The following is a 20658-nucleotide window of genomic DNA, read 5'->3' on the forward strand; positions in this document are numbered from 1 at the left end:
CCCGAGGGGGTTTGATTCTTTTTGGCCTTGGTATTTCTACCGATATGCCGCCCCGCCGGGGCTCAACTATTACCTCTTGTCATCATCTCGCCTGGCTCTCACCTTTCAATTCCCACCCCTAATCAACACCACGAAGTGCGTGCAGAACATGCCCCGGTCTGCGGCTTGACACTGGATTTCCAGCTCAGTATCACGAAAGAAATGGGGTTGAAATAGCTCCCAGGCGGAAGCAGCGGGCGGGAAGAAAAACCGGAACACTACCCGCCCGCCGGGCCGCGTAGCCGCCGTCAGAGCCTGCGCCAGCTGTGCTACCAAGGCGGGTTCGGCCAATTCCAGAATGTTGGATAGCGCCACAAAATCGAACGGCTCGGCCGCCTGCGCCAGCACTTCCACCGCATTGCCAACGACCAGCTGCAAGTGTGGCAGCGCCGCCCGTACTGCGGGCAGCGTCTGAGGCTCCAGAAATACCGGCTGCACCTCGGGTCGGTGGGCGGCCTCGCGGGGCAGCCAGAAATGCCAGGCGTAGGGGTTGAAGGCGGCTGCGTGCTCGCGCAAGGGCTGCTCTACTTGCTCTTGTAAAAGAGCGGCGAAGTTGGCCGGCAGGCGGCGCAGAACGGCGCGGCCGTACCCCAGACGCAGCAGCCACCGCGCATCCAGCAGCCGAAAACACGCCCGCCACCGCCAGCTTTGCCAATGCCGCCGCACATACTCCCGCTGCGCCTCCAAATCAGAAAAGCCCAAGAGCCGGCGCGTGGTGCTACGACTATGCACGGCAACATGAAACAGCCGCACCGCCCAACGCAGGTAGCCATCCACGAGGCCAGCCTGTTGGAGCCCGCGCTGCAGCCGTTGCCGGTGTTGCTGCCAAAACCAGCGGCTGGCGTCCGACAATATCGGCTCCACCTCCACCAGCGCGGGCCGACCGTCCAGCCAAAAGGCCTGCTGGCGAACTGCCGCACTGGCATCTTGCAGCAATACGGCCTTCTTTAGCTCCGCAAGGGCTATTTGGGCGGGGTTGATGTCGCAAGCCACGGCGGTGGCAGGTGCGGCGCTCAGCAGGGCGAAGGCCGTGCAGCCACCCGACGCAATGCAAAACACCCGGCGCCCCGGCCCCAGCGGCCGCAGCACCAGCAGTTCGGCGCTGGGGTCTTCCCGCACCTGCCCGAAAATAAGCTGGGCGGCTTCGGGTGCACTACCACGGCCCAACTGCCCCTCCGCCCACATGGTAGCTACCGAGTCTTCAGCGCGCGCCATACAGGGAATGCCGGCGCCGGGAAGAATACTTCACCACCAGCAGAATGCAGAAAAACAGCGGCAGATTTTGCACCAGCAGATGCACCGGCTCGGCAATGGCTCCGCTGAACAAAATGCCGATACCGTTCATCAAGAGCAGCACGAAAAACTGAAACCACGCTACAAACCGTGGCCACAAGCCACTGATGCTGCCCACGCCCAGCGCCGTTTCGCCCGCTCCAATAACGGTAAGCAAGTCTTTGGACGACATATCCAGGAACCCCGGCAGCCCGGCTACTACCGCCAGGTGTTCGGGGCTCGGCGCCAGAATTTTCAGCCATAGTCCGTTGTAGAGCCACACCACCCCCAACACCACCCGAAGAGCTAAAAGCCAGCGGTTATTCATCAATGAATCAGAAAAGAAGTTGAGTGTGCGCAAACAGCCAGCCGTACGTGAAACTGTACCAGCTCCACAGAACCGCAAACAGCACATGCACGGTGGTATTGAAGCGGTTACCGCGCCAGAGGTCCGCGTCGTAGTAGAAAAACTGGCAGTAGAGGCGGCAGAGCCAGAACAAGGCGCAGCCCGCCGCCACCCAGCCCACCAACGGCCCGGCGGCCAGCAGCGCCGCCGTCCCCACCAGACTCAGCAGCCCAATGCCGGCCACCACCAACGCCACGAAAAACGTGTGCACGTAGAAAATCTGCCGGTTCAGCAGACTCAGCCGCCCTAACTCGCCGGGCCAGTCGAAGCGGCGGCTGAAGCCGAGATGCAGCAGTGCCAGCAGCAGTTGCGTGGCGCCCGCCACACGTAGGTTGAGTTCCAGTAGAGTTATACTCATCAGGCGATGGTAGGAGCGGTGAAAAGCCAAGCCCGCACAAAGGGCGTATGGCGTTGCGTGTTCTGGAGCTGCAACCCCACTTCGGCGGCGGCCCGCTCCCACTCCCGGGCCCCGAAGAAGTGGAACACGCCCGGCCCGAAAGCCAGGGCATTGGCCGCGTCGCGCACGTGTTCTACCAGCACGAGTTGTCCACCGGGTTGCAGCACGCGGCGCACTTCGGCCAGCAGCTCCCGCCGCTGCCGCGCCGCCCGAAGCTCGTGGGCCGCGAACAACAAAGCCACTACCGCAAACTCGGCGGTGTTATAGGGCAGCTGATGGGGTGCGGCTGGCTGAGCCGAACCATCGGGCGGGTACAGCTGCCGCGCCCGAACAATGGATTTTTCGCGCTGGGGCAGGGAAGGAAACAAGTCGGCCGACTGCCAGGAGCTGGTTGGAAACAGCTGCCGCAGCGGACGGGTGCTTTCATCGAAGCCCGAATGAATATTGAGCGCCCGCAGCGGCAGCTTGGGGTTGCGGCCCAGGAAAGCCGGCAGCCACTGCCAGCGGTACAGCGGTGCCACATCATACACCCACCACGACACCAGCAGCGAAGCCAGCAGCAGATACAGCCCCGCTCCCACGCCTAGCCACCCCAGCCACTGCACGGCGTCCGGCAGCCAATGGCCCCAGCCCAGGAGCCCCACACTGCCCAGCACCGCCGCCACGGACCCTACGGCGTAAAAATCCCAGTTGAAGCGCACCACATTACGCACGCCCTGCCCGGGCTGACGAATAGCGGCGCTCCGGGTGCTTACGGGGCTTTTAGTGCTTATCGTCGTGCTGGTGCTCATCGTACTCATAGGGCTAACAGGGCAGGTGTGGGTTCAGGAATACGGTCGAGCACGCCGCGCCGCCAGCGGTAGGGAATGTCCCGAATCAGGAAGGCATTGGCAAGGCGTCCCGGCTCGGCGGCAAAGGGCGGCTGGTGGAGGAACGTGGCTTCGCGCAACGTGACGGCCACGGGCTGCGGCGTCCAGTTTTCGCGCCGGCCTTCCACGAGCAGCATGGAGCGCCCGTCGGCGTCGGGGCTGAAGGTGAAGGGCAGCGGCCCGGCGAAACGGCGGGCGGTGGCCCAGTCGGGAAAGGGCGAGGTGGCCGGCAGCGGCGCGGGGCCGCTCAGATGGGCGGTCAGGTCGAGGTCGGCGCGGTGGGCCGGGGTGCGCAGGCGCAGGCTGATTTCGTCGGGGCTGACGTGCGCGGTGAGCTGGGCGTGCTCGAACTGGTAGTGCGAGGTGAGGCCGCCGAGCCAGGCCATGCGCCGCTGGTCGGTGTCGCCGCGCAGGATGAAGAGGCCGCGCAGCCGCTTGCCGCGGCTGGTGTGGTAGCGCGTGAAAAGCCGGTACCCGGACAGGAAAAACCGCTGCCCCAGCGCCGCCGGCACCCCCGCCGGCCGCAGTTCCTTCACTTGCACCAGCGCAATGGCCAGGAAGCCGTAGTCCTCATAAGTATCCAGCACCAACCCCGGCGGCAGCAGCGGCTCCAGCACGGCCCGGGGGTAGGCGAAGGTGAGCACCAGCGAATACTCAAACCACGCGTCCAGCACGAACGGATGGCGGCGCAGGGTGTTCAACACGGACATAGAGAGTGCCTAGGTAAGAGGCTGAAAAAACGACTTGCCGATAACCCCGACGCCAGACGGTAGGATGGCCGGCAAAAGATACGCTTCAGCTAGGTAACTGTCAAGCTTTATATAGCGTGTAGCGCGGACTTCAGTCCGCTACTCTATCTACCTTCCCTCCACCTCTCATCCTTCCCATCAGGCCAGGAACTCCACCCCTGCTCAAACTCCCACTCGTTGCCCGCTCCGGTTTGCCTGCCGAAAAAGCGGCCGGACCAGACCAGACAATAACTCTTCATTCCTCATTCTTCATTCTTCATTGCCTTCCGGCTTACCTTTGCCCGGATTAACTACCGCCCCCATGCCCGCGTATCGTCCCGAAGAAATTGAGAAGAAGTGGCAAGCCCACTGGAAAGAGCAGCACACGTTTAAGGCCGACAACGCCTCCGACAAGCCCAAGTACTACGTGCTCGACATGTTCCCGTACCCCAGCGGCGCGGGCCTGCACGTGGGGCACCCGCTGGGCTACATTGCCTCCGATATCGTGTCGCGCTACAAGCGGCTGCGCGGCTACAACGTGCTGCACCCCATGGGCTTCGACTCGTTTGGCCTGCCCGCCGAGCAGTACGCCATCCAGACCGGGCAGCACCCGGCCCTCACCACCGAGCAGAACATCGACACCTACATCCGGCAGCTCAGCTCGCTCGGGTTCAGCTACGATTGGAGCCGCGAGGTGCGCACCTCCGACCCCGCTTACTACAAGTGGACGCAGTGGATCTTCCTCAAGCTGTTCAACAGCTGGTACAACCTCGACACCGACCGCGCCGAACCGCTCAAAACGCTGCTCGACAAGTTTGAGCAAAACGGCAGCGAAGGCATCCGCGCGGCCGGCGACGAGGAGGAGCGCCATAGCTTCACGGCGGGCCAGTGGAAGCTGTTCTCCGAGAAGCAACGCCTCCAGGCCGTGCACCCCTACCGCCTCGCCTACCAGCAGGACACCTACGTGAACTGGTGCGCCGGCCTGGGCACGGTGCTCTCCAACGACGAGGTGAAGGATGGCCTCTCCGAGCGCGGCGGCTTCCCCGTGGAGCGCCGCCTCATGCCGCAGTGGAACCTGCGCATCACCGCCTACGCCGACCGCCTCCTCCAGGGCCTCGACCACCTCGACTGGCCCGACGCCGTGAAGGAGATGCAGCGCAACTGGATCGGCAAGAGCATCGGGGCCGAAGTGACTTTCCCGGTGCTGGGGAGAAGTGAGAAGTTAGAGGTGAGAGGTGAGAAATCGGCCGACTCCGACTTCACTTTGGACACTCCCGACTCGACTTCGGACGGTCCCGACTTCGCTTCGGACAGTCCCGACTTGGCTTCGGACACTCCGGACCTCGCTTCGGACGGTCCCGACTTGGCTTTGGACACTGCGGACTCGGCTTCGGACGGTCCCGACTTCGCTTTGGACAGTCAGGACGTGGCTTCGGACACTGCGGACTCCACCTCGGACGCTCCCGGTGCGACTTCGGACGCCTCGGCTCCGTCTTCTCTCACTTCTCACCTCTCACCTCTCACCTCTCACATCAAGGTCTACACCACGCGGGTCGATACCATCTATGGGGCCACGTTCCTGGTGCTGGCGCCGGAGCACGAGCTGGTGCCGGAACTGACCACGCCGGAGCAGCAGGCGGAGATTACGGCCTACATCGACGCCACCAAGCGCCGCTCGGAGCGCGACCGCATGGCCGATACCAAGACCGTTTCGGGCGCTTTCACGGGTTCCTACGCCCAGAACCCGGTGAGCGGCGAGCCCGTGCCCATCTGGATTGCCGATTACGTGCTGGCCGGCTACGGTACCGGCGCCGTCATGGCCGTGCCCTCCGGCGACCAGCGCGACTACGTGTTTGCCAAGCACTACCACCTGCCCATCGTGCCGGTGACCGACGCTCAGCAGAACCTCGACGAGCAGGCCGACCCCACCAAGGAAGGCCGCTACATCAACTCCGGCCTCATCAACGGCCTCGACTACAAAGAAGGCACGCAGAAGCTCATTGCCTACCTGGAAGAGAAAGGCCTGGGCAAGGGCAAAACCAACTTCCGCATCCGCGACGCCATCTTTGGCCGGCAGCGGTACTGGGGCGAGCCCATTCCGATCTACTACAAAGACGGCGTAGCCTACGGTGTGGCCGAAGCCGACCTGCCCCTGGTGCTGCCCGAAATCGACGAGTACAAGCCCACCGAAACCGGTGAGCCGCCCCTGGGCCGTGCCAAAGACTGGAAGTACAAAGGCCAGTACGACTACGAGCTGAGCACCATGCCCGGCTGGGCCGGCTCTTCGTGGTATTACCTGCGCTACATGGACCCGCACAACACCGAGCGGTTCGTGGGCGAAGCCGCCGAGCAATACTGGCAGAACGTGGACCTCTACCTCGGCGGCGCCGAACACGCCACCGGCCACCTGCTCTACTCCCGCTTCTGGCACCTGTTCCTCAAGGACCTGGGCCTCGTATCCGCCCCCGAGCCTTTCCAAAAGCTCATTAATCAGGGAATGATCTTGGGTAGGTCGAATTTCGTGTATCGGCTATCCTTTAACTATAGTAAAATTGGTGTAGCAGGGGATTCATATTTTCCTGCTGTCTTCATTTCTAAAAGTTTAGTTGATAGCATCGAATCCATTCTTAATAAAGACAAATCAAAAATTCAAAAACTGATTGAGATGCGTCTCAACGCAGAAGTTGAAAAATACTGCCGAGAAAATCCTGGAGTTGAAATTACAATTAACAGTATCAACTTTAATGCCTTTCAAAGAATACCGGTTGATGTCAATCGAGTTGAAAATGACATATTAAACTTGACTTCTATTCGTGAATGGCGTGATGATATGAGAGATGCTGTTTTCATCGAAGATGAGGACGATGTATTTACGTGTGATTGGGAAGTCGAAAAAATGTCAAAATCGAAGTACAACGTGGTGAGTCCCGATACGCTAATTGAGCGGTACGGAGCGGACGCATTGCGCCTGTACGAAATGTTCCTGGGGCCGCTGGAGCAGTACAAGCCCTGGAACACCAACGGCATGAGCGGCGTCGCGGGCTTTCTCAAGAAGCTCTGGCGCCTCTACCACCCCCAGGACGGCGACTTCGCCGTGACGGAAGAAGCTCCGCAGCCCGCGGAGCTGAAGGCCCTGCACAAAGCCATCCGCAAAGTGGAAGAGGACATCGAGAAGTTCAGCTTCAACACCACCGTCAGCGCCCTCATGATTACGGTGAACGAACTAACCGCCCTCGACACGCACAAGCGCGCCATTCTGGAGCCGCTGGTGGTGCTGGTGTCGCCGTACGCGCCGCACCTGGCCGAGGAGCTGTGGGAGAAGCTCGGGCACGCGCCCGGCAGCATCAGCCACGCCCCTTACCCCGAGTTCCGGGAAGAATATCTGGTCGAAGACACCGTGAACTACCCGGTAGCCATCAACGGCAAGGTGCGTGAGCAGCTCCAGTTCCCCGCCACCGCCACCGCCGCCGAAATCGAAGCCGCCGTCCGCGCCACCGACATCCTGGCCCGCTTCGCCGAAGGCAAAGAAGCCAAAAAGGTCATCGTAGTACCCGGCCGCATGGTGAACGTGGTGGTGTAAATCCGCTTCACGCTACAAGGAAAAAGGCCCGCCGGAGTTGTCCGGCGGGCCTTTGCTATAGCAATCCATTCAAGAGATACCTCAAAGATTCTATCAAGCCAGCACTAAACGCACTCAAGCCCCGGAGGGGCGGCATATCGGTAGCATCACAACAGCAAAAAAAGGTAAAGCTCCGTAGGAGCGACACAAACCGTCCGACGATTAGTGTCGCTCCTACAGAGCTTTACCCAACGGTATAGTCGTTTTTCTACCGACATGCCGCCCCTCCGGGGCTATCGTGCTGTTGTATGGGCAGCTATAGCGGTTCTTGCATTGGGGTACGGGGTGTAGCGCGAAGCTCCGGCTTCGCGCATCGTTGAACGATGTCGTTGCTTTGGCGCGGCAGTCAGCAACGATGCGCGAAGCGGGAGCTTCGCGCTACACCCCGTGCCGCAACCTGAAATTCGCCCTAGGCAAGCATTACCGCTTTTGCGCCATTATCCGCTGCGTAGCCCCGGGCTTGAGCCCGGGGAAACTCGTACGGTTTGGCCCAATACTCCCGGGCTGAAGCCCAGGCTACGTGATTGCTTCCGCGGCGGCCAGCTCCTCCCGTTGCTTCTTCGGCAGCGAGGCCCGCACCAGCGCGTACGAATGGTCGATCAGCTCGCGCAGCTGCTGCTCCGAGGCGCCCGTCCCGACGAGCACCGTGTTCCAGTGCTTCTTGTTCATGTGGTAGCCGGGCCGCACGTAGTCGTGTTGCTCGCGCAGCTCCACGGCCCGCTCCGGGTCGCACTTGAGGTTGATGCTGCCGAACGTATCGATATCCGTGAGAGCAAAGATTTTACCGCCGACTTTGAGCACCAGCGTTTCGGGGCCGAAGGGCGTTTCTTCAGTCACGCCGGCTTTCAGCAGGCAGTAGTCGCGGAAGTCTTCGATGTTCATATGGTAGTCGGGCGGTCTGGATACGTGCAAACGAACGTGCTGCAAGCGAGAAGTTGCTTGCAGCACGTTCGTTGGGGTTGACGTTTTTATGAGCCATGACGGCCAGCCGTCACGGGCAAGTATTAGCGGATGAACCAGCGGTAGATGAGCACCAGGAAGCCGACCAGGAACATGGCCATGCTCAGCTTATTGATGAAGTGCATGGTCCGCAGGTTGAAGTTGGTATGGCGATTCGGATCGTTCTTGCGAAAGAAGTAGCTGAATACAGGGCCAAGATTAAACAGGTCTTTGCGCATGGTGGTGGGATTTTCAGTACACCAAGATAACACCAGCAGCCCCGGAATGATTTGCTAATCGTAGGATTTAATCCAGATTTCTGCCTCTTCCCCAGGCCCTGCAACTCTACCGTACGATGCGCGTCAGTGCTGCACAACCCCTCCCTAAGTGTCGCTCCCATGAAGCAATTCCTACTCCCCGCCTTGCTCCTGCTCGGCGCCACCATGGCCGCCACAGCCCAGAAAACGCCTTCCGAAACGGAGGCCGTCAAGCAAACCATTCAGTCCTTTTTCGACGGCATGCGCAAGGGCGACAGTACCCTCGTGCGCCGCACTCTGGCCCCCGGCGCCGTATTTCACACGCTCACCAACCGCACCGGACAAACCCAGCTACGCATCGAAAACCCTTCCGATTTTGTGAAAGCCGTGGGCACGCCGCACAAGGAAGTGTGGGATGAGCGTATCACCTTCGACAAAATCCTCATCGACGCCAACCTGGCCAGCGTCTGGACGCCCTACGAGTTCTACCTCGGCAGCACCTTCAGCCACTGCGGCTACAACTCCTTCCAGCTCGTGAAGCTAACCGACGGCTGGAAAATAGCCCACGTAATCGACACCCGCCGCAAAGAGAAGTGCAAGTAACCTAGCCTGTCATCCAGAGCAACGCGAAGGACCTTCCTTTTGCAGTTGTACGCGCCGGTTATTCAACTCCTATCGGGCTCTGTGCAAGCTTACCCTGGGTACTAGATGAGGGCGAAGTCACTGCTTGGCCAGTGCCACGATATCTCTGACCTCCAGCACGGATTTCGAGTAGCCTTGGCGCGCGACGTTGATCATAGCCTGCCCTAGCTCGCCGAGCGTGGAAACATACTGCGGCAACACGCGGCGCACTACCGGATAGAGCCACGAGAGGTATTTGTAGTAGGGCAACGCGTTTTTCAGCCCCGGCGTGGGGTGCATGTAGCCGGGCCGGAACATGTAGGCGCCGAAAAAACCTAATTGTAGCAGTTCGTTCTCCGTCTGGCCTTTCACGCGGGCCCACATGCTACGGCCCCGTTCGGTGCTGTCAGTGCCGGCGCCGGAAACGTAGCAGAACGTCAGGTCCGGGTTGCGTGGCAGCACTGTCTGGGCGAAGTGCAGCGTCAGGTCGTGGGTGAGGCGGCGGTACTCCGGCTCCTTCAGCCTCACCGCCGACACGCCTAGGCAGAAAAAGCAGGCGTTGTAACCAGTCAGTTGGTCCTGAACAGCCGACAAGTCCTGGAAATCTGCGTGTATAATTTCGCGCAGCTTGGGGTGCGTTACGCCGCTAGGCTTACGGCTGATAGACAGGATCTGCTCCACGTCGGGGTGGTTGAGGCATTCGTGCAGTATTCCCTCTCCCACCATGCCCGTTGCTCCGGTTAGAATAGCTCTGATTTTCATGGAGCGGCAGACGGATGAGCGGGCGGTATGTTTTTAGCCGCAGAGCAAACATGCCGTCGGCACATCCTTATTTGTTTCCGTGTTAGCTTAGCGAAGCAACTGATTTTAATAGCCATGAAACTCACCCTAGTAGTTCGTCAAGGAAAAACCCACCTCATTGGTCAGTTGAAGGAGCTGCCCGGAGTTCTTACTCAGGGCAACTCCGTGGCCGAGGTAAAGGATAATATTCGCGACGCGCTGGCTCTGTATTTGGAAGACATGCGGGAAGAGGCCGCCGATGCCGCTGATGTGATTGCGCAGGAAGAGCTGGAGTTCGTGGAGCAGGCCGCATGAAGCGCGGTAAGTTCATTCGCCACTTGGAAGCCCATAATTGCCCGCTGCACCGCCACGGCAGCCGTCATGATATTCATAAGAACGAGCAAACCGGCAAGCGCACCAGCGTGCCACGCCACGGGGATATCGATGAGGAGTTGTGCAAGGAGATTTGCAAGCAGCTCGGCATTCCCAAGCCTTAGCTGACCGAAACCCCTTTTTTAGCTGGGCCAACCCGGTGCACTCATGGAACTCAAACGTTATCCCCGGCAACTCTCGCGCGGCGCCAACAACGCTGTTATCGCACTGTCCGAAACGGAAGTCGGCAAGCTATTCGGCGGCGACACTCGTTCCGATATTGGCTCCGAGGCCGAGAAACTGCGCTTTGCCAATGGCGTAAACGATTTGGTGGTGCAGTACCAGCGCCTGGAATACAACGCGGAACTCAACTCTGACATGCTGGTGATGGAACGCATCTACCCGCTTGATTTTCGCGCCCACGAAGTGGAAAGGCGCGAACTATGGCTGGACGTTTTCGCCGACGAGCTACAAGCCCTCCACGCCGCCGGCTTCGTGCACCGTGATCTGCTCCGCCCGTCCAATATGCCCGGCGACCGGTACGACAATATTCTACTCACCGAACACGGCCTACGACTAATTGATGTAGGTATTTCCGTGTTGCAACGCCAGGTAGGAGAATCGTTTTTTAACGCGTACGTGCAAAAGGAATTGGAAGAGCTAGAGCTATTCCGTCAGTTTTTCCTGACGCGGTAATAATTCTAAAATGGCATTTCTAAGCCTCTACTTATCTGGTGATGACCTAATCAGCAAATGCAATTATCCCGGTTTTCAAGTCAACTGCCTTTTGAAGAATAGAGGCAAACGTTACTACTCCCGAATCAAAAGCAGCTAACTTCTGCTTCCCGTGAAGCGAGAGCAGCATCCTAGCAACAACTTCGCTGGTCCATCGAAAGTCGCTGTAGTAATCAAACCGGGCTTCAATTATGCCTTCCGCCTGCATTTGGCGGAATATATTGGCCTCTATGCCGCCAAGGTACACCAAGTCTTGCCCTGGTTTATTTTGCTTTGGCTGGCTGTCATCGAGCAGGTAAAAGTCGAGCATCGGTAACTCTGTAATAGGCAAAACGGGACTAAGCACCGCTATGCTTAGTCCCGTTTCTCTTCATGGAAATAACTGCTTACACTCCTACCGGCTCCTCTAGCAACTCCTTCTCAATCCACCGGCCATCCTCGCGCATCAGCTCGATTAGCTCATCCACGGCCTGGGCTTCGGGCACGGCTTTCTTGATGACTTCCTGGCCGCGGTAGAGCGCGATTTTGCCTTTGCCTACGCCTACGTAGCCATAGTCCGCGTCGGCCATTTCGCCGGGACCGTTCACGATGCAGCCCATGATGCCGATTTTGACGCCTTTGAGGTGGTCGGTGCGCTTGCGGATCATGGCGGTGGTTTCTTGCAGGTCGAAGAGGGTGCGGCCGCAGCTGGGGCAGCTGATGTACTCGGTCTTGGACATGCGGGTGCGGGCCGCTTGCAGGATGCCAAACGCTAGCTGGTTGAGTTGGTCCAGCGAGTGTAGCCACTCGTCCTGGGTGGCATTGGCGGGCAGCAGGTCAGCGCACAGTACCACACCATCGCCGAGGCCGTCGATGAGCAAGCCGCCAAGATCGGTAGCGGCGTCAAGCTGGGTTTGCTGCGGATCCTGGAGCGGGTAGATGCGGCGCACCACCACGGGGCAGTTCACCTGGGCATTTATCAACTCGAAAAACGCCCGCCGCAGCTCCGGCATGGCGTGGGCGTTGGTGGTATCGAGCACCACTACCACGGTGGCGTCCTGGCGCAGACGAGCCAGCAGTTCGGGCGTAAGGGTCGCCAGATCAAGCAGCAGAAAGTTGAGCTGCGGGTGCAGCTGCACCAAATCCCACATATACCGGTCGGGCGTGAGCAGCGGAAAATGGTCGGGGCGGCGGCCCGCATCCACCCAAGCGCTGTAGGTCACGATTTCCTTGAGGCCGTTGGGCAGCATAAATGGCACGGGCCGCTCGCCGGTGTAAATGTAGTCGGCGCCCAGGTCACTCATCTGAAACTTGTCGAGGAAGGGCGAGTACAGGTGGCCAGCAGCGCGCAGGTCGCCGTATTCGAGGCGCGGCAGGCGCGAGAGGTCCGCCACAACACGAGGCACGTTCTGACCACCGAAGTTCAGCACTTCGTGCGTAACGCGGCGGTGGTACTGGAATGGGTTGAGGGGAACCTCACCCCCTAGCCCCCTCTCCAAAAGAGAGGGGGGACTAATTTCTAGCTGAATGGAGCTAGCATTTTCTATAGCTAGTTCCCCCTCTCTTTTGGAGAGGGGGCTAGGGGGTGAGGTCAGCGGGCGAATAGGCTTGGCCAGCTCGGCGCGGTGGGTGTAGCGGTTGATGAGGGCGCGGGCTACGGGAGCTTCAGCTTCGGGGGCTTCGGTAAGGCTCACGCGCACGGTGTCGCCGAGGCCGTCTTCGAGCAGCGTGCCAATGCCCACGGCCGACTTGATGCGGCCATCTTCGGCTTCGCCGGCCTCGGTTACGCCCAGATGCAGCGGGTACGGCTGTAAACCTTCCTCATCGAGCTTCTGCACCAGCAGGCGGTAGGCTTGCACCATCACCTGCGTGTTACTGGCCTTCATGCTCAGTACCACGTCGTAGTAGTTTTCTTCCTCGCAGAGGCGCAAAAACTCCAGCGCCGACTCCACCATGCCCAGCGGCGTATCGCCGTAGCGGCTCAAAATCCGGTCGGATAAGGAGCCGTGGTTGGTGCCGATGCGCATGGCCGTGCCGTACTGTTTGCAGATCTGAACCAGCGGCCGGAACCGCTCCCGAATACGCTCCACCTCGGCCTGGTAGGAGGCATCGGTGTACTCAATGACCTCGAATTTCTTCTTATCCGCGTAGTTGCCGGGGTTCACGCGCACTTTCTCCACGATGCGGGCGGCCAGCTCGGCGGCGTTGGGCGTGAAGTGAATGTCGGCGATGAGCGGCACGTTGCAACCGCGCTTGCGCAGCTCCTTCTTGATTTCAAGCAGGTTCTGGGCCTCTTTTACGCTGGGCGCCGTGATGCGCACGTACTCGCAGCCGGCTTCCACCATGCGTAGCGTCTGCTCCACCGAGCCCAGCGTGTCCATCGTGTCCACGGTGGTCATGCTCTGGACCCGAATGGGATTGAGTCCGCCCATAGCTACCTCGCCAATTTTCACTTCACGGCTGAGGCGGCGGCGGTACTCGGTGAGGCTGGGGCAATAAGTCTTATTCATGAGGCAGCAGCGGGCATTTCGCTAGGACAACAAAGGTACGCAAGGTTTGTACTCCCTGGGTTCAGTAAAGCTGCCCGCCTTAGTCCGTGAAGGAAGAATTCGCTAAAGGCTCAAGCCTCGGCGGGGCGGCACATCGGTAGTCCCGTTGGCATAATGAAAACCCAGAGCCCCGGCGAGGTGGCACCTATTTCGTTGGAACGATGGGTGTCGCCCCACCGGGGCTCTGGTGTTGATGGCTAACTGACGGCTACCAATCAGCCGCGCTGCGGCTCACACCACCGGCCCGACTATCGTAGTTCTTGACTCAGAACCACCGGTCTGCCCGCTTTTTCGGCGGGCTGACCGGTCGCCGTCAGCTGACGTTGTTCCGGCTGCTCGTTCGCCCCAATTATTCCTTCCTCATTCTTCATTAACAGGCGGCGCGCCCTTCGACCGGTCTGCCCGCCAAAAAAGCGGGCAGACCGGAGCCAACGGTAATTCTTTATTTCTAATTCTTCATTGCCCAGCTGTGGTCCGCAACTTCTGGGCGCGTGGGCTGTCTTTGCCTAAACTGCTTCTTTCCACTATGAAATCATTGAAATTCCTGGCCCTGGCCGCTATTCTCCTACTGACCCTGCCTAGTGCGGCGCAGCAAGTTTCGGTAATCAAGCTGCCGGAGCTGCAAAAGCGCCTGAGCCAGCCTTCTGATACCACCTACGTGGTGAATTTCTGGGCCACGTGGTGCGCGCCGTGCATCAAAGAGCTGCCGCATTTCGAGCAGCTCAGCAAAGCCAATGCCGACAAAAAGGTGAAGGTCTTGCTGGTGAGCACCGACTACGTTTCGCAGCTCGACAAAAAGGTCAAGCCCTTCGTGGCCAAACGCGGGCTGAAATCGGAGGTGGTGCTGCTCAACGAAACCGACCCGAATACTTGGGTGGGCAAAATAGACCCGCGCTGGTCAGGTTCGCTGCCTTTTACGATTTTGCTCAACAACAAACGCAAGAAACGAGCTTCCTTCGAAAAAGAGTTTACGCAATCGGAGCTAACCGCCGAGCTGCAAAAATTTCAGCAATAGCTTCCTTTCTTCACCTCATTTCTCTTACCTCCCATGAAAAAGCTTCTTTCGATATTGGCTACCTGCCTGGTACTGGCCCTCAGCAGCTTCGTGCTACGCCCCGCCGCCGCTGGCTACCAGGTCGGCGATAAAGCCGCGGACTTCAAGCTGAAGAACGTGGATGGCAAAACCGTTGCGCTGGCCGACAACAAGGCGGCCAAGGGCTACATTGTGGTGTTTACCTGCAACACCTGCCCCTACGCCAAAGCCTACGAAGACCGAATTATGGCGTTGCACCAGAAGTACGCCAGCCAGGGCTACCCCGTAGTCGCCATCAACCCCAACGACCCCGGCGTGGTGCCCGGCGATTCCTACGCCGAAATGCAGAAGCGGGCCCAAGCCAAGAAGTACGGCTTCCCTTACTTGCAGGATGAGTCGCAGGAAGTAGCCAAAGCTTTCGGTGCCACCCGCACGCCCCACCTCTACGTGCTCACGCGCAAAGGCTCCGATTTCGTGGTGTCCTATATCGGGGCCATCGACGACAACTCCGAAGATGCCAGCCTGGTGAAAACCAAGTACCTCGAAAACGCCATGACCGACATCATCGCCGGTAAACCCGCTTCCGTGAGCTCCACTAAAGCCATCGGCTGCACCATCAAGTGGAAAAAGGCCTAGCGTAGAGCCCACGACGCAAGAATCCGTCGCGCGACGAGCTGCAGGCGAGTATCCAGGACCGAGCTACCAAGCTAGCCACGGAGAAACTCGTTTCGCTCGTTGCGCGACGGATTCTTGTGTTACCGCTTTCCAGCGCGGCTAAAAACGTCTTCGAGGGTGTCGGTCTGGACGCCGGGCTTTTCGTCGAGGGCGGCATTGATCATGGCTTGCGCTACTTCCCGGCCATGAATGGGACGGTACTGGCGCAGGCCGGGTAGTTTGGCGAGCACCACGCTTAGCGGCAGCGCGATACGCTCAGCTAGTCGGCTTTCAGAGCGGTGACCAGCTAGCATGCCGGGCTGCAAAATGCGGATGCGTTGAAACGGCAGGCGTTTCACGGCCCGCTCCAGCTCACCTTTCATGCGCGAGTAGGAGACGAAGGCATCCGCATCGGCCCCGGCCGAGGAAACCAGCACGTAGGTTTTCACGCCATTCTGGGCCGCGGCTTCGGCCGTACGGTATTGGTAGGTGTAGTCGACTGTGTACTGGGCGGCGCTGCTGCCGGCTTGGCGGAGCGTAGTGCCGAGGGTCGAAAACAGAACGTCGCCGGTGAGTAGGTGCTGCCACTGCTCCGGCTGGTCGAAATTGACAAGGTGTTCTTCCAACCGCTCCGGATTTTGGTAGCCGGTGGGGCGGCGGGTGAAAACCTTGATTCGGTCGAAACGGTCGTCGGTGAGGAGTTGGCGCAGTAGGTAGTCGCCAACCAAGCCGGTGGCGCCAATGAGAAGAGCAGTTTTCATAGGTAGTTGATAGGTGGTTTTAGCAGAACAGTAGTGCAAACTACGCAACTAAACAGAACTAGAGTTCCCTCCATGCAGTATCGGCACTCCAAGTACCAATAAGTTGCAACTGGTTTTGGGCATGTGTGGCGGTCATGCAGAGCCGGAGGCTAAGCATCTTGCGTGCGGACGTTGGGGAGCATCATTACCAATCCAGCATCAGCACGCGAGATACTTCGCTCTGCATGACAGTTACCACTACAACTTCAGCACGCGAGATGCTTCGGCTACCTCTGCACCTACTCTTCCGCTCAACTTAATGCTCCACAAGCAGCACTAGCTTGCCGATATGCTCGCTGCTTTCCATCAGCTCGTGCGCAGCAGCGGCTTCGGCCAGCGGAAACGTGCGGTAGAGCACAGGCCGGAGCTGGCCCTGTTGCAACAGCGGCCATACGTGGTGTTCCACATCGGCAGCCAGTGCGGCTTTGAACTCGGCGGAGCGGGGCCGGAGCGTGCTGCCCGTGACGGTGAGGCGGCGGCGCATCACGTCCAGCGCGTTGAACTCGGCTTTGGCGCCCTGCATGGCATTGATGAACACCAGGCGGCCATCGTCGCGCAAAAGGCGCAGGTTTTTGGCCGTGTATTCGCCGCCCACCATGTCCAGAATCACGTCTACGCCGCCTAGCTCTTGCAATACCGGCTCGAAGTCCTGCTCCTTGTAGTTGATGACGGGCTCGGCCCCGAGTTGGCGCACGGCTACCACTTTGGCGGCGCTGCCCACGGTGGCGGCCACCGGGCTACCCAAGGCCCGCGCCAGCTGCACGGCCGTGGTGCCGATACCGCTGCTGCCGCCGTGTACCAGCAGCCGTTCCCCGGCGAGTAGCTGCCCGCGCTGGAACACGTTGTGCCACACCGTAAACACGGTTTCGGGCAAGACCGCGGCTTCCGCGAAGTCCCAGCCTTCGGGCACGGGCAGGCAGTGGCGGGCATCGGCTACGGCATATTCGGCGTAGCCGCCCGCGGCCAGCAAGGCGCATACTCTGGAACCCACGTACCAGCGCGGTACGTCGGCCCCGCATTTCTCCACCACTCCGGCCACTTCCAACCCCGGTACAAGCCCCGTTACATCGCCGGAACCGGCATACTTGCCTTGGCGCAGCAGCACGTCGGGGCGGTTGATGCCGGCGGCGTGCACGCGAATCAGCACTTCGTGGGCGGCAGGCTCGGGCACGGCTTGCTGCCGCAGTTGCAGCACCGCCGCCGCACCGGGTTCCGTGATAACAATGGAGTCCATAGACGTAAAGCAACGCGAAGCTCGCACTTCGTTGAGCGAAAATCCACTGTTACGTCGTAACCCTCAGCAGCGATGCGAGCAGTAGCGCGAAGCTCTGGCTTCGCGCCTCGTTGCACGATAGTCATAGTAGCCCCACGTGGTCGTTCAACGTCAGCAACGATACGCGAAGCGGGAGCTTCGCGCTACTTCCGGCTCTGCTATTCTGATGCAAACATCGGCACGGTGGCAAGTGGTGCTTCGCGGTTCTTTTCGTTTCTTGCCGCATCATGAAGAAAGTCAGCCTGCTTCCCCACTTCCTGCGTACGGCGGGCCAGCTCACGGGCATGGCCGCTTGGCAGACCGGCCGCCTGTTTCGCAAAGCCGCCGCCTCCGCCCTCGACGCCATTCTGGAAGTGCTGCGGGCGGAGTTGAAAAAGGGCAACAAGCAGCTGGTAGTCGACTTTCTGACCAACAAAGCTCTGCCCGCCGCCCGTGCCCTGCTGCTGGAGCGCATAGCCGCCCGCCTACTGGTCCGCATCGGGTTGCGCGGGGTGTTGGCGTCGAGCGTGGTGGGCTGGATTTTGCCGTTCGTGCTGGAGCAGCTGGTGAAAGTGGGTCAGAAAACCGGGCTGTTCGAAAAAATTCGCGCCAATAGCACGGTACAGGAAAACCTGCTCCGCCTCGAAGAGCTGAAGCGCGCCGCCTGGAAGCGCATCGTACCAGACCACGGCACCGGCGCCGAAGTGCTGGACGATGACGCCGAACTGCCTCGCCAGCTGCCGGCTTAGGTCGCGCCGCAACGACACGCAACTGACTGATTCTGCGAGAAATTTTCACACTTTCAGCGGTTCAGCTTGAATCCGGCTGGTTTTTGCCTTTCGTACGTGAGGGCAAATGGATATATCGGAAAACTTCACCCTGGAGCAGCTTACGCAGGAGTTGCCCCCACTGAGCCGGTCGCTCCGCGACTTGTACCGCAGCGCGCGCAGCCTGCGCCACACCGATCTGTACGCCCCGGCCCGCCTGGCGCGCATCGCCGACCAAGCCGAGTATTTCCTGCACCAATGGCCTACCGGCCACTGGCCGACTACCTCCCGCCTCGACTGTCCCACACCGTGCAAAAACGTCCTGCTCGGCTGGCTGGCCACCGTCAAGCGCGAATCTTTATCCGGCGGCACCTGGACGTACGCCCGTTGGCAGGAAGTGATGAATACACTGCTGGCGGCGCTAGTGCCGTTTGCGTGAGGACGCAGGCCGGCGTGTACACAACGTAGAAGCTTTTTGAGTAAGGCTTCGGGACGTGCCTTTAGCTGCTGCTGAGCAGAACCCATCCTGGATGGTCAAGCATAGATGGCTTGCACTGTCGGCGAGCAAAGCGTTGGGCACCCCTGCTTAGACTAGCGCCGGAAAGAACAATACATTTGCTCTTCACTCTCCTGGCTCATGAAGCAGCAGATTTACTTTTATCTGGGCGTGCTGCTGGCGCTGCCTTTTCTTCCGCTGCTGGCCTTCCAGGGCAAGCGGGTGCGCAAGTCTGTCCCGCGTCTGCCAGAAGCCTCGCTCAACCTAACTGGCACGCTGTCGGGAGCGGACCCAGCGCTGCATCTGCTGGCCCTCGGAGAATCCACCGTGGCCGGCGTGGGCGTCACCGACCATCTCGACGGATTAACAGGCCATGTGGTACGTACGCTGGCCAACGGCACTGGCCAAACGGTGCAGTGGCAGGTACTGGCGCGCAGCGGCTACACCGCGAGGCGCGTCCTGACGGAGCTGCTACCCCAACTTCCTGCTACTTCCTTCGACATTATTTTGGTGGGCCTGGGTGGCAATGACACCTTCGATCTGAGCAGCCCATTGACTTTCCGACGATACCTGCTCCAACTCATCCAGGAGCTGCAAACTCGGCAGCCGCAAGCTAAAATCGTGATTGCGAGTCTGCCGCCAGTTGGTGATTTCCCGGCTTTCCCCAACCCGCTTCGGCGCGTGCTGGGCGGACTGGTACGGCTCCACGAAGCCGTTATCCGGGATGTGCCAGCGCAATTCTCCCGGGTGTATTACGTGGATAAACCTATTCGCTTCCAGCACTGGGCCACACGCCTAGGTCCGTCGCGCACTATTGCCGACTTTTTCAGCGACGGGGTCCACCCTTCGTCGCTGACTTATGCGGTGTGGGGAAAAGAAATAGCGGATTACATGCTGCAACACGAGGTAGCATAACGGCTTTTCGAATTCCTTGCTCTTATTCTTACTCTGTAGTTTTTGCTCCGGTGGCCGCTTACAAAGATTCCCGGTTGAATCGTGATGGAGTCAACTCGAAGCCTATATGGGCTTTTAAATTCGGCTTTTGAAAATTATTTTAAAGTGGGCTGAACGGCTGGCACCCAAGTATTTGCCCCATGCCAGAGTATTATAATAGTATACTGATTACATAAAGCTGGATTGTTCGTATATACCTGCTTGTTTTACAATATCTTCGCTCTACTTAGCTCCACCACACCACGCACACACCTATGGAAAACGCAGTTGCAGTAGCCAATTATTTCGTCAGGAAATCGTTGGATTCAGGTATTCCTGTAACGCCCATGAAATTAGTCAAGTTAGTTTACGTAGCGCACGGCTGGTACCTCGGCCTGACCGGGGAGCCCCTGATAGCGGAAGGCGTACAGGCCTGGAAGTATGGCCCCGTGGTTCCGTCCGTGTATTCGAGCTTCAAAGAGTACGGCGGCAGCCCCGTAACGGAGCCGGCCGGCGCACTCAGCGCCAACGGACAGATGGTTTATTACTCCATCACCACGCCCGAGCTGGCGAGTTTTCTGGATAAAATTTGGGACGAGTATAAAGACTATTCCGCTGTGGAACTCTCCGCCCTGACGCATCAGGAAGAGACGCCCTGGTTTGAAACTTGGCACAATAAAGGTGGTAAAGACACCCGCGCCGTACTTATTGCCAACGATGCTATTCAATCTCACTATAAACAGGTATTAGCAAGTGACAACGCCGTCTGAATCAGCTCCTAAACCCGACCTCAGCGCTATTCAGGCCGAAAAGCGGCCAACCCGCCGCGGCGCCCTGAAAGCGGCTGAGCAGGAAAAGGATTGGTTTGAGGAAGACAAACGCAAAGGCAAACACCGCCGCGACCAGCAGGCCCGCAACCTCCTCCATTGGGTGTTGCTGGTGCTGCTGGTTGCGGCGGGTTTTATTCTGCTGGTAGCCATCATCGTGCGCTCCTGTCACATTTTTCTACCCCCGGAGCAGTTCTGGCTCAACAAAGAACAGCTAGGCTTCATCGACCGCCTATTCCAGTTGGCCGGCTCAGGATTTCTGGGTGGTTTGATTACGCGCTACTTGACGCGCAATTTGGAGGACCAGTAGGTTGTAGTGGAACGATAGTCTCCT

The 20658-nt window shown here is 59.4% G+C and carries 24 protein-coding genes and 1 pseudogene; 13 read left to right on the forward strand and 12 right to left on the reverse strand.

Annotated features, from left to right (window positions below; translation table 11 throughout):
- Positions 1-105 precede the first annotated feature (105 nt).
- From ACYSMN_RS07350 to ACYSMN_RS07370, 5 genes are read right to left on the reverse strand one after another with little or no spacing between them, the layout of a single operon-like run.
- On the reverse strand, positions 106-1254 hold the full coding sequence (locus ACYSMN_RS07350; RefSeq protein WP_488923210.1) for a DUF3419 family protein: 1149 nt from the start codon (positions 1252-1254) through the stop codon (positions 106-108).
- Complete coding sequence (locus ACYSMN_RS07355; RefSeq protein ID WP_488923211.1) at positions 1241-1639, reverse strand: DoxX-like family protein; 399 nt, start codon at positions 1637-1639, stop codon at positions 1241-1243. Before ACYSMN_RS07355 ends, ACYSMN_RS07350 begins: the two co-directional genes overlap by 14 nt.
- Positions 1640-1646: 7 nt before the next feature.
- On the reverse strand, positions 1647-2075 hold the full coding sequence (locus ACYSMN_RS07360; protein ID WP_488923212.1) for a hypothetical protein: 429 nt from the start codon (positions 2073-2075) through the stop codon (positions 1647-1649).
- Complete coding sequence (locus ACYSMN_RS07365; RefSeq protein ID WP_488923213.1) at positions 2075-2914, reverse strand: class I SAM-dependent methyltransferase; 840 nt, start codon at positions 2912-2914, stop codon at positions 2075-2077. Before ACYSMN_RS07365 ends, ACYSMN_RS07360 begins: the two co-directional genes overlap by 1 nt.
- Entirely contained in the window at positions 2911-3693 is a 783-nt protein-coding gene (locus tag ACYSMN_RS07370) for a DUF2071 domain-containing protein (RefSeq protein WP_488923214.1), read from the reverse strand. The genes ACYSMN_RS07365 and ACYSMN_RS07370 overlap by 4 nt, the downstream gene beginning before the upstream one ends.
- A 340-nt stretch (positions 3694-4033) precedes the next feature.
- Between ACYSMN_RS07370 and ACYSMN_RS07375 the strand changes: the two are divergent.
- Positions 4034-4942, forward strand: a pseudogene (locus ACYSMN_RS07375) (class I tRNA ligase family protein); the annotation flags it as partial.
- 351 nt (positions 4943-5293) lie between these two features.
- Positions 5294-7291, forward strand: coding sequence for a class I tRNA ligase family protein (locus ACYSMN_RS07380; protein ID WP_488923392.1), 1998 nt, complete (start codon positions 5294-5296; stop codon positions 7289-7291).
- Between the two features lie 555 nt (positions 7292-7846).
- Here the strand turns inward: ACYSMN_RS07380 and ACYSMN_RS07385 are convergent.
- Together ACYSMN_RS07385 and ACYSMN_RS07390 are read right to left on the reverse strand one after the other, a co-directional pair.
- On the reverse strand, positions 7847-8212 hold the full coding sequence (locus ACYSMN_RS07385) for an MmcQ/YjbR family DNA-binding protein (RefSeq protein ID WP_488923215.1): 366 nt from the start codon (positions 8210-8212) through the stop codon (positions 7847-7849).
- A gap of 122 nt (positions 8213-8334) precedes the next feature.
- Entirely contained in the window at positions 8335-8508 is a 174-nt protein-coding gene (locus ACYSMN_RS07390) for a DUF6728 family protein (RefSeq protein WP_488923216.1), read from the reverse strand.
- Positions 8509-8667: 159 nt separating this feature from the next.
- Here ACYSMN_RS07390 and ACYSMN_RS07395 point away from each other — a divergent pair, with 159 nt between their 5' ends.
- Complete coding sequence (locus ACYSMN_RS07395; protein WP_488923217.1) at positions 8668-9129, forward strand: nuclear transport factor 2 family protein; 462 nt, start codon at positions 8668-8670, stop codon at positions 9127-9129.
- A 117-nt stretch (positions 9130-9246) separates the two neighbouring features.
- On the opposite strand, the gene ACYSMN_RS07400 is transcribed toward ACYSMN_RS07395, so the two are convergent.
- The gene (locus ACYSMN_RS07400) at positions 9247-9909 is read right to left on the reverse strand and encodes an NAD-dependent epimerase/dehydratase family protein (protein WP_488923218.1); all 663 of its coding nucleotides are present in this window, start codon (positions 9907-9909) and stop codon (positions 9247-9249) included.
- A 114-nt stretch (positions 9910-10023) separates the two neighbouring features.
- Between ACYSMN_RS07400 and ACYSMN_RS07405 the strand changes: the two genes are divergently transcribed.
- The 3 genes from ACYSMN_RS07405 to ACYSMN_RS07415 are packed head-to-tail and all read left to right on the forward strand — an operon-like array spanning position 10024 to position 10995.
- The gene (locus tag ACYSMN_RS07405; protein WP_488923219.1) at positions 10024-10242 is read left to right on the forward strand and encodes a type II toxin-antitoxin system HicB family antitoxin; all 219 of its coding nucleotides are present in this window, start codon (positions 10024-10026) and stop codon (positions 10240-10242) included.
- Complete coding sequence (locus tag ACYSMN_RS07410; RefSeq protein ID WP_488923220.1) at positions 10239-10424, forward strand: type II toxin-antitoxin system HicA family toxin; 186 nt, start codon at positions 10239-10241, stop codon at positions 10422-10424. The genes ACYSMN_RS07405 and ACYSMN_RS07410 overlap by 4 nt, the downstream gene beginning before the upstream one ends.
- Before the next feature lie 43 nt (positions 10425-10467).
- Entirely contained in the window at positions 10468-10995 is a 528-nt protein-coding gene (locus ACYSMN_RS07415; RefSeq protein ID WP_488923221.1) for a hypothetical protein, read from the forward strand.
- Positions 10996-11041: 46 nt separating this feature from the next.
- Here ACYSMN_RS07415 and ACYSMN_RS07420 read toward each other — a convergent pair whose 3' ends face one another.
- Together ACYSMN_RS07420 and ispG are read right to left on the reverse strand one after the other, a co-directional pair.
- On the reverse strand, positions 11042-11344 hold the full coding sequence (locus tag ACYSMN_RS07420) for a hypothetical protein (protein WP_488923222.1): 303 nt from the start codon (positions 11342-11344) through the stop codon (positions 11042-11044).
- A 76-nt stretch (positions 11345-11420) separates the two neighbouring features.
- A complete protein-coding gene (gene ispG / locus ACYSMN_RS07425) occupies positions 11421-13523 on the reverse strand; it encodes a (E)-4-hydroxy-3-methylbut-2-enyl-diphosphate synthase (protein WP_488923223.1) in 2103 nt (700 codons plus the stop codon).
- 565 nt (positions 13524-14088) lie between these two features.
- On the opposite strand from ispG, the gene ACYSMN_RS07430 reads away from it, so the two are divergent.
- Together ACYSMN_RS07430 and ACYSMN_RS07435 are read left to right on the forward strand one after the other, a co-directional pair.
- Positions 14089-14577 carry a TlpA disulfide reductase family protein gene (locus ACYSMN_RS07430; RefSeq protein WP_488923224.1) on the forward strand — a complete coding sequence of 163 codons (489 nt, stop codon included), beginning with the start codon at positions 14089-14091 and terminating at the stop codon, positions 14575-14577.
- 33 nt (positions 14578-14610) lie between these two features.
- A complete protein-coding gene (locus ACYSMN_RS07435) occupies positions 14611-15231 on the forward strand; it encodes a thioredoxin family protein (protein ID WP_488923225.1) in 621 nt (206 codons plus the stop codon).
- A gap of 119 nt (positions 15232-15350) precedes the next feature.
- Here ACYSMN_RS07435 and ACYSMN_RS07440 read toward each other — a convergent pair whose 3' ends face one another.
- Both ACYSMN_RS07440 and ACYSMN_RS07445 read right to left on the reverse strand, forming a co-directional pair.
- Complete coding sequence (locus ACYSMN_RS07440) at positions 15351-16010, reverse strand: NAD(P)H-binding protein (protein WP_488923226.1); 660 nt, start codon at positions 16008-16010, stop codon at positions 15351-15353.
- A 295-nt stretch (positions 16011-16305) separates the two neighbouring features.
- On the reverse strand, positions 16306-17283 hold the full coding sequence (locus ACYSMN_RS07445; RefSeq protein WP_488923227.1) for an NAD(P)H-quinone oxidoreductase: 978 nt from the start codon (positions 17281-17283) through the stop codon (positions 16306-16308).
- 266 nt (positions 17284-17549) lie between these two features.
- On the opposite strand from ACYSMN_RS07445, the gene ACYSMN_RS07450 reads away from it, so the two are divergent.
- The 5 genes from ACYSMN_RS07450 (at position 17550) to ACYSMN_RS07470 (ending at position 20634) form a co-directional block, all read left to right on the forward strand.
- A complete protein-coding gene (locus ACYSMN_RS07450; protein WP_488923228.1) occupies positions 17550-18050 on the forward strand; it encodes a hypothetical protein in 501 nt (166 codons plus the stop codon).
- A gap of 106 nt (positions 18051-18156) precedes the next feature.
- Entirely contained in the window at positions 18157-18507 is a 351-nt protein-coding gene (locus ACYSMN_RS07455) for a hypothetical protein (protein WP_488923229.1), read from the forward strand.
- A 198-nt stretch (positions 18508-18705) separates the two neighbouring features.
- On the forward strand, positions 18706-19479 hold the full coding sequence (locus ACYSMN_RS07460) for an SGNH/GDSL hydrolase family protein (protein ID WP_488923230.1): 774 nt from the start codon (positions 18706-18708) through the stop codon (positions 19477-19479).
- 293 nt (positions 19480-19772) lie between these two features.
- Positions 19773-20267 carry a Panacea domain-containing protein gene (locus tag ACYSMN_RS07465; protein ID WP_488923231.1) on the forward strand — a complete coding sequence of 165 codons (495 nt, stop codon included), beginning with the start codon at positions 19773-19775 and terminating at the stop codon, positions 20265-20267.
- Positions 20251-20634, forward strand: coding sequence for a hypothetical protein (locus ACYSMN_RS07470; RefSeq protein ID WP_488923232.1), 384 nt, complete (start codon positions 20251-20253; stop codon positions 20632-20634). The genes ACYSMN_RS07465 and ACYSMN_RS07470 overlap by 17 nt, the downstream gene beginning before the upstream one ends.
- Positions 20635-20658 lie beyond the last annotated feature (24 nt).

The organism is Hymenobacter sp. M1-2 (assembly GCF_057808495.1).

Coding starts and splice junctions, on each gene's coding strand:
- ACYSMN_RS07350 (WP_488923210.1), bottom strand. CDS start 1,254: ATGGCGCGCGCTGAAGACTCGGTAGCTACCATGTGGGCGGAGGGGCAG.
- ACYSMN_RS07355 (WP_488923211.1), bottom strand. CDS start 1,639: ATGAATAACCGCTGGCTTTTAGCTCTTCGGGTGGTGTTGGGGGTGGTG.
- ACYSMN_RS07360 (WP_488923212.1), bottom strand. CDS start 2,075: ATGAGTATAACTCTACTGGAACTCAACCTACGTGTGGCGGGCGCCACG.
- ACYSMN_RS07365 (WP_488923213.1), bottom strand. CDS start 2,914: ATGAGTACGATGAGCACCAGCACGACGATAAGCACTAAAAGCCCCGTA.
- ACYSMN_RS07370 (WP_488923214.1), bottom strand. CDS start 3,693: ATGTCCGTGTTGAACACCCTGCGCCGCCATCCGTTCGTGCTGGACGCG.
- ACYSMN_RS07385 (WP_488923215.1), bottom strand. CDS start 8,212: ATGAACATCGAAGACTTCCGCGACTACTGCCTGCTGAAAGCCGGCGTG.
- ACYSMN_RS07390 (WP_488923216.1), bottom strand. CDS start 8,508: ATGCGCAAAGACCTGTTTAATCTTGGCCCTGTATTCAGCTACTTCTTT.
- ACYSMN_RS07395 (WP_488923217.1), top strand. CDS start 8,668: ATGAAGCAATTCCTACTCCCCGCCTTGCTCCTGCTCGGCGCCACCATG.
- ACYSMN_RS07400 (WP_488923218.1), bottom strand. CDS start 9,909: ATGAAAATCAGAGCTATTCTAACCGGAGCAACGGGCATGGTGGGAGAG.
- ACYSMN_RS07405 (WP_488923219.1), top strand. CDS start 10,024: ATGAAACTCACCCTAGTAGTTCGTCAAGGAAAAACCCACCTCATTGGT.
- ACYSMN_RS07410 (WP_488923220.1), top strand. CDS start 10,239: ATGAAGCGCGGTAAGTTCATTCGCCACTTGGAAGCCCATAATTGCCCG.
- ACYSMN_RS07415 (WP_488923221.1), top strand. CDS start 10,468: ATGGAACTCAAACGTTATCCCCGGCAACTCTCGCGCGGCGCCAACAAC.
- ACYSMN_RS07420 (WP_488923222.1), bottom strand. CDS start 11,344: ATGCTCGACTTTTACCTGCTCGATGACAGCCAGCCAAAGCAAAATAAA.
- ispG (WP_488923223.1), bottom strand. CDS start 13,523: ATGAATAAGACTTATTGCCCCAGCCTCACCGAGTACCGCCGCCGCCTC.
- ACYSMN_RS07430 (WP_488923224.1), top strand. CDS start 14,089: ATGAAATCATTGAAATTCCTGGCCCTGGCCGCTATTCTCCTACTGACC.
- ACYSMN_RS07435 (WP_488923225.1), top strand. CDS start 14,611: ATGAAAAAGCTTCTTTCGATATTGGCTACCTGCCTGGTACTGGCCCTC.
- ACYSMN_RS07440 (WP_488923226.1), bottom strand. CDS start 16,010: ATGAAAACTGCTCTTCTCATTGGCGCCACCGGCTTGGTTGGCGACTAC.
- ACYSMN_RS07445 (WP_488923227.1), bottom strand. CDS start 17,283: ATGGACTCCATTGTTATCACGGAACCCGGTGCGGCGGCGGTGCTGCAA.
- ACYSMN_RS07450 (WP_488923228.1), top strand. CDS start 17,550: ATGAAGAAAGTCAGCCTGCTTCCCCACTTCCTGCGTACGGCGGGCCAG.
- ACYSMN_RS07455 (WP_488923229.1), top strand. CDS start 18,157: ATGGATATATCGGAAAACTTCACCCTGGAGCAGCTTACGCAGGAGTTG.
- ACYSMN_RS07460 (WP_488923230.1), top strand. CDS start 18,706: ATGAAGCAGCAGATTTACTTTTATCTGGGCGTGCTGCTGGCGCTGCCT.
- ACYSMN_RS07465 (WP_488923231.1), top strand. CDS start 19,773: ATGGAAAACGCAGTTGCAGTAGCCAATTATTTCGTCAGGAAATCGTTG.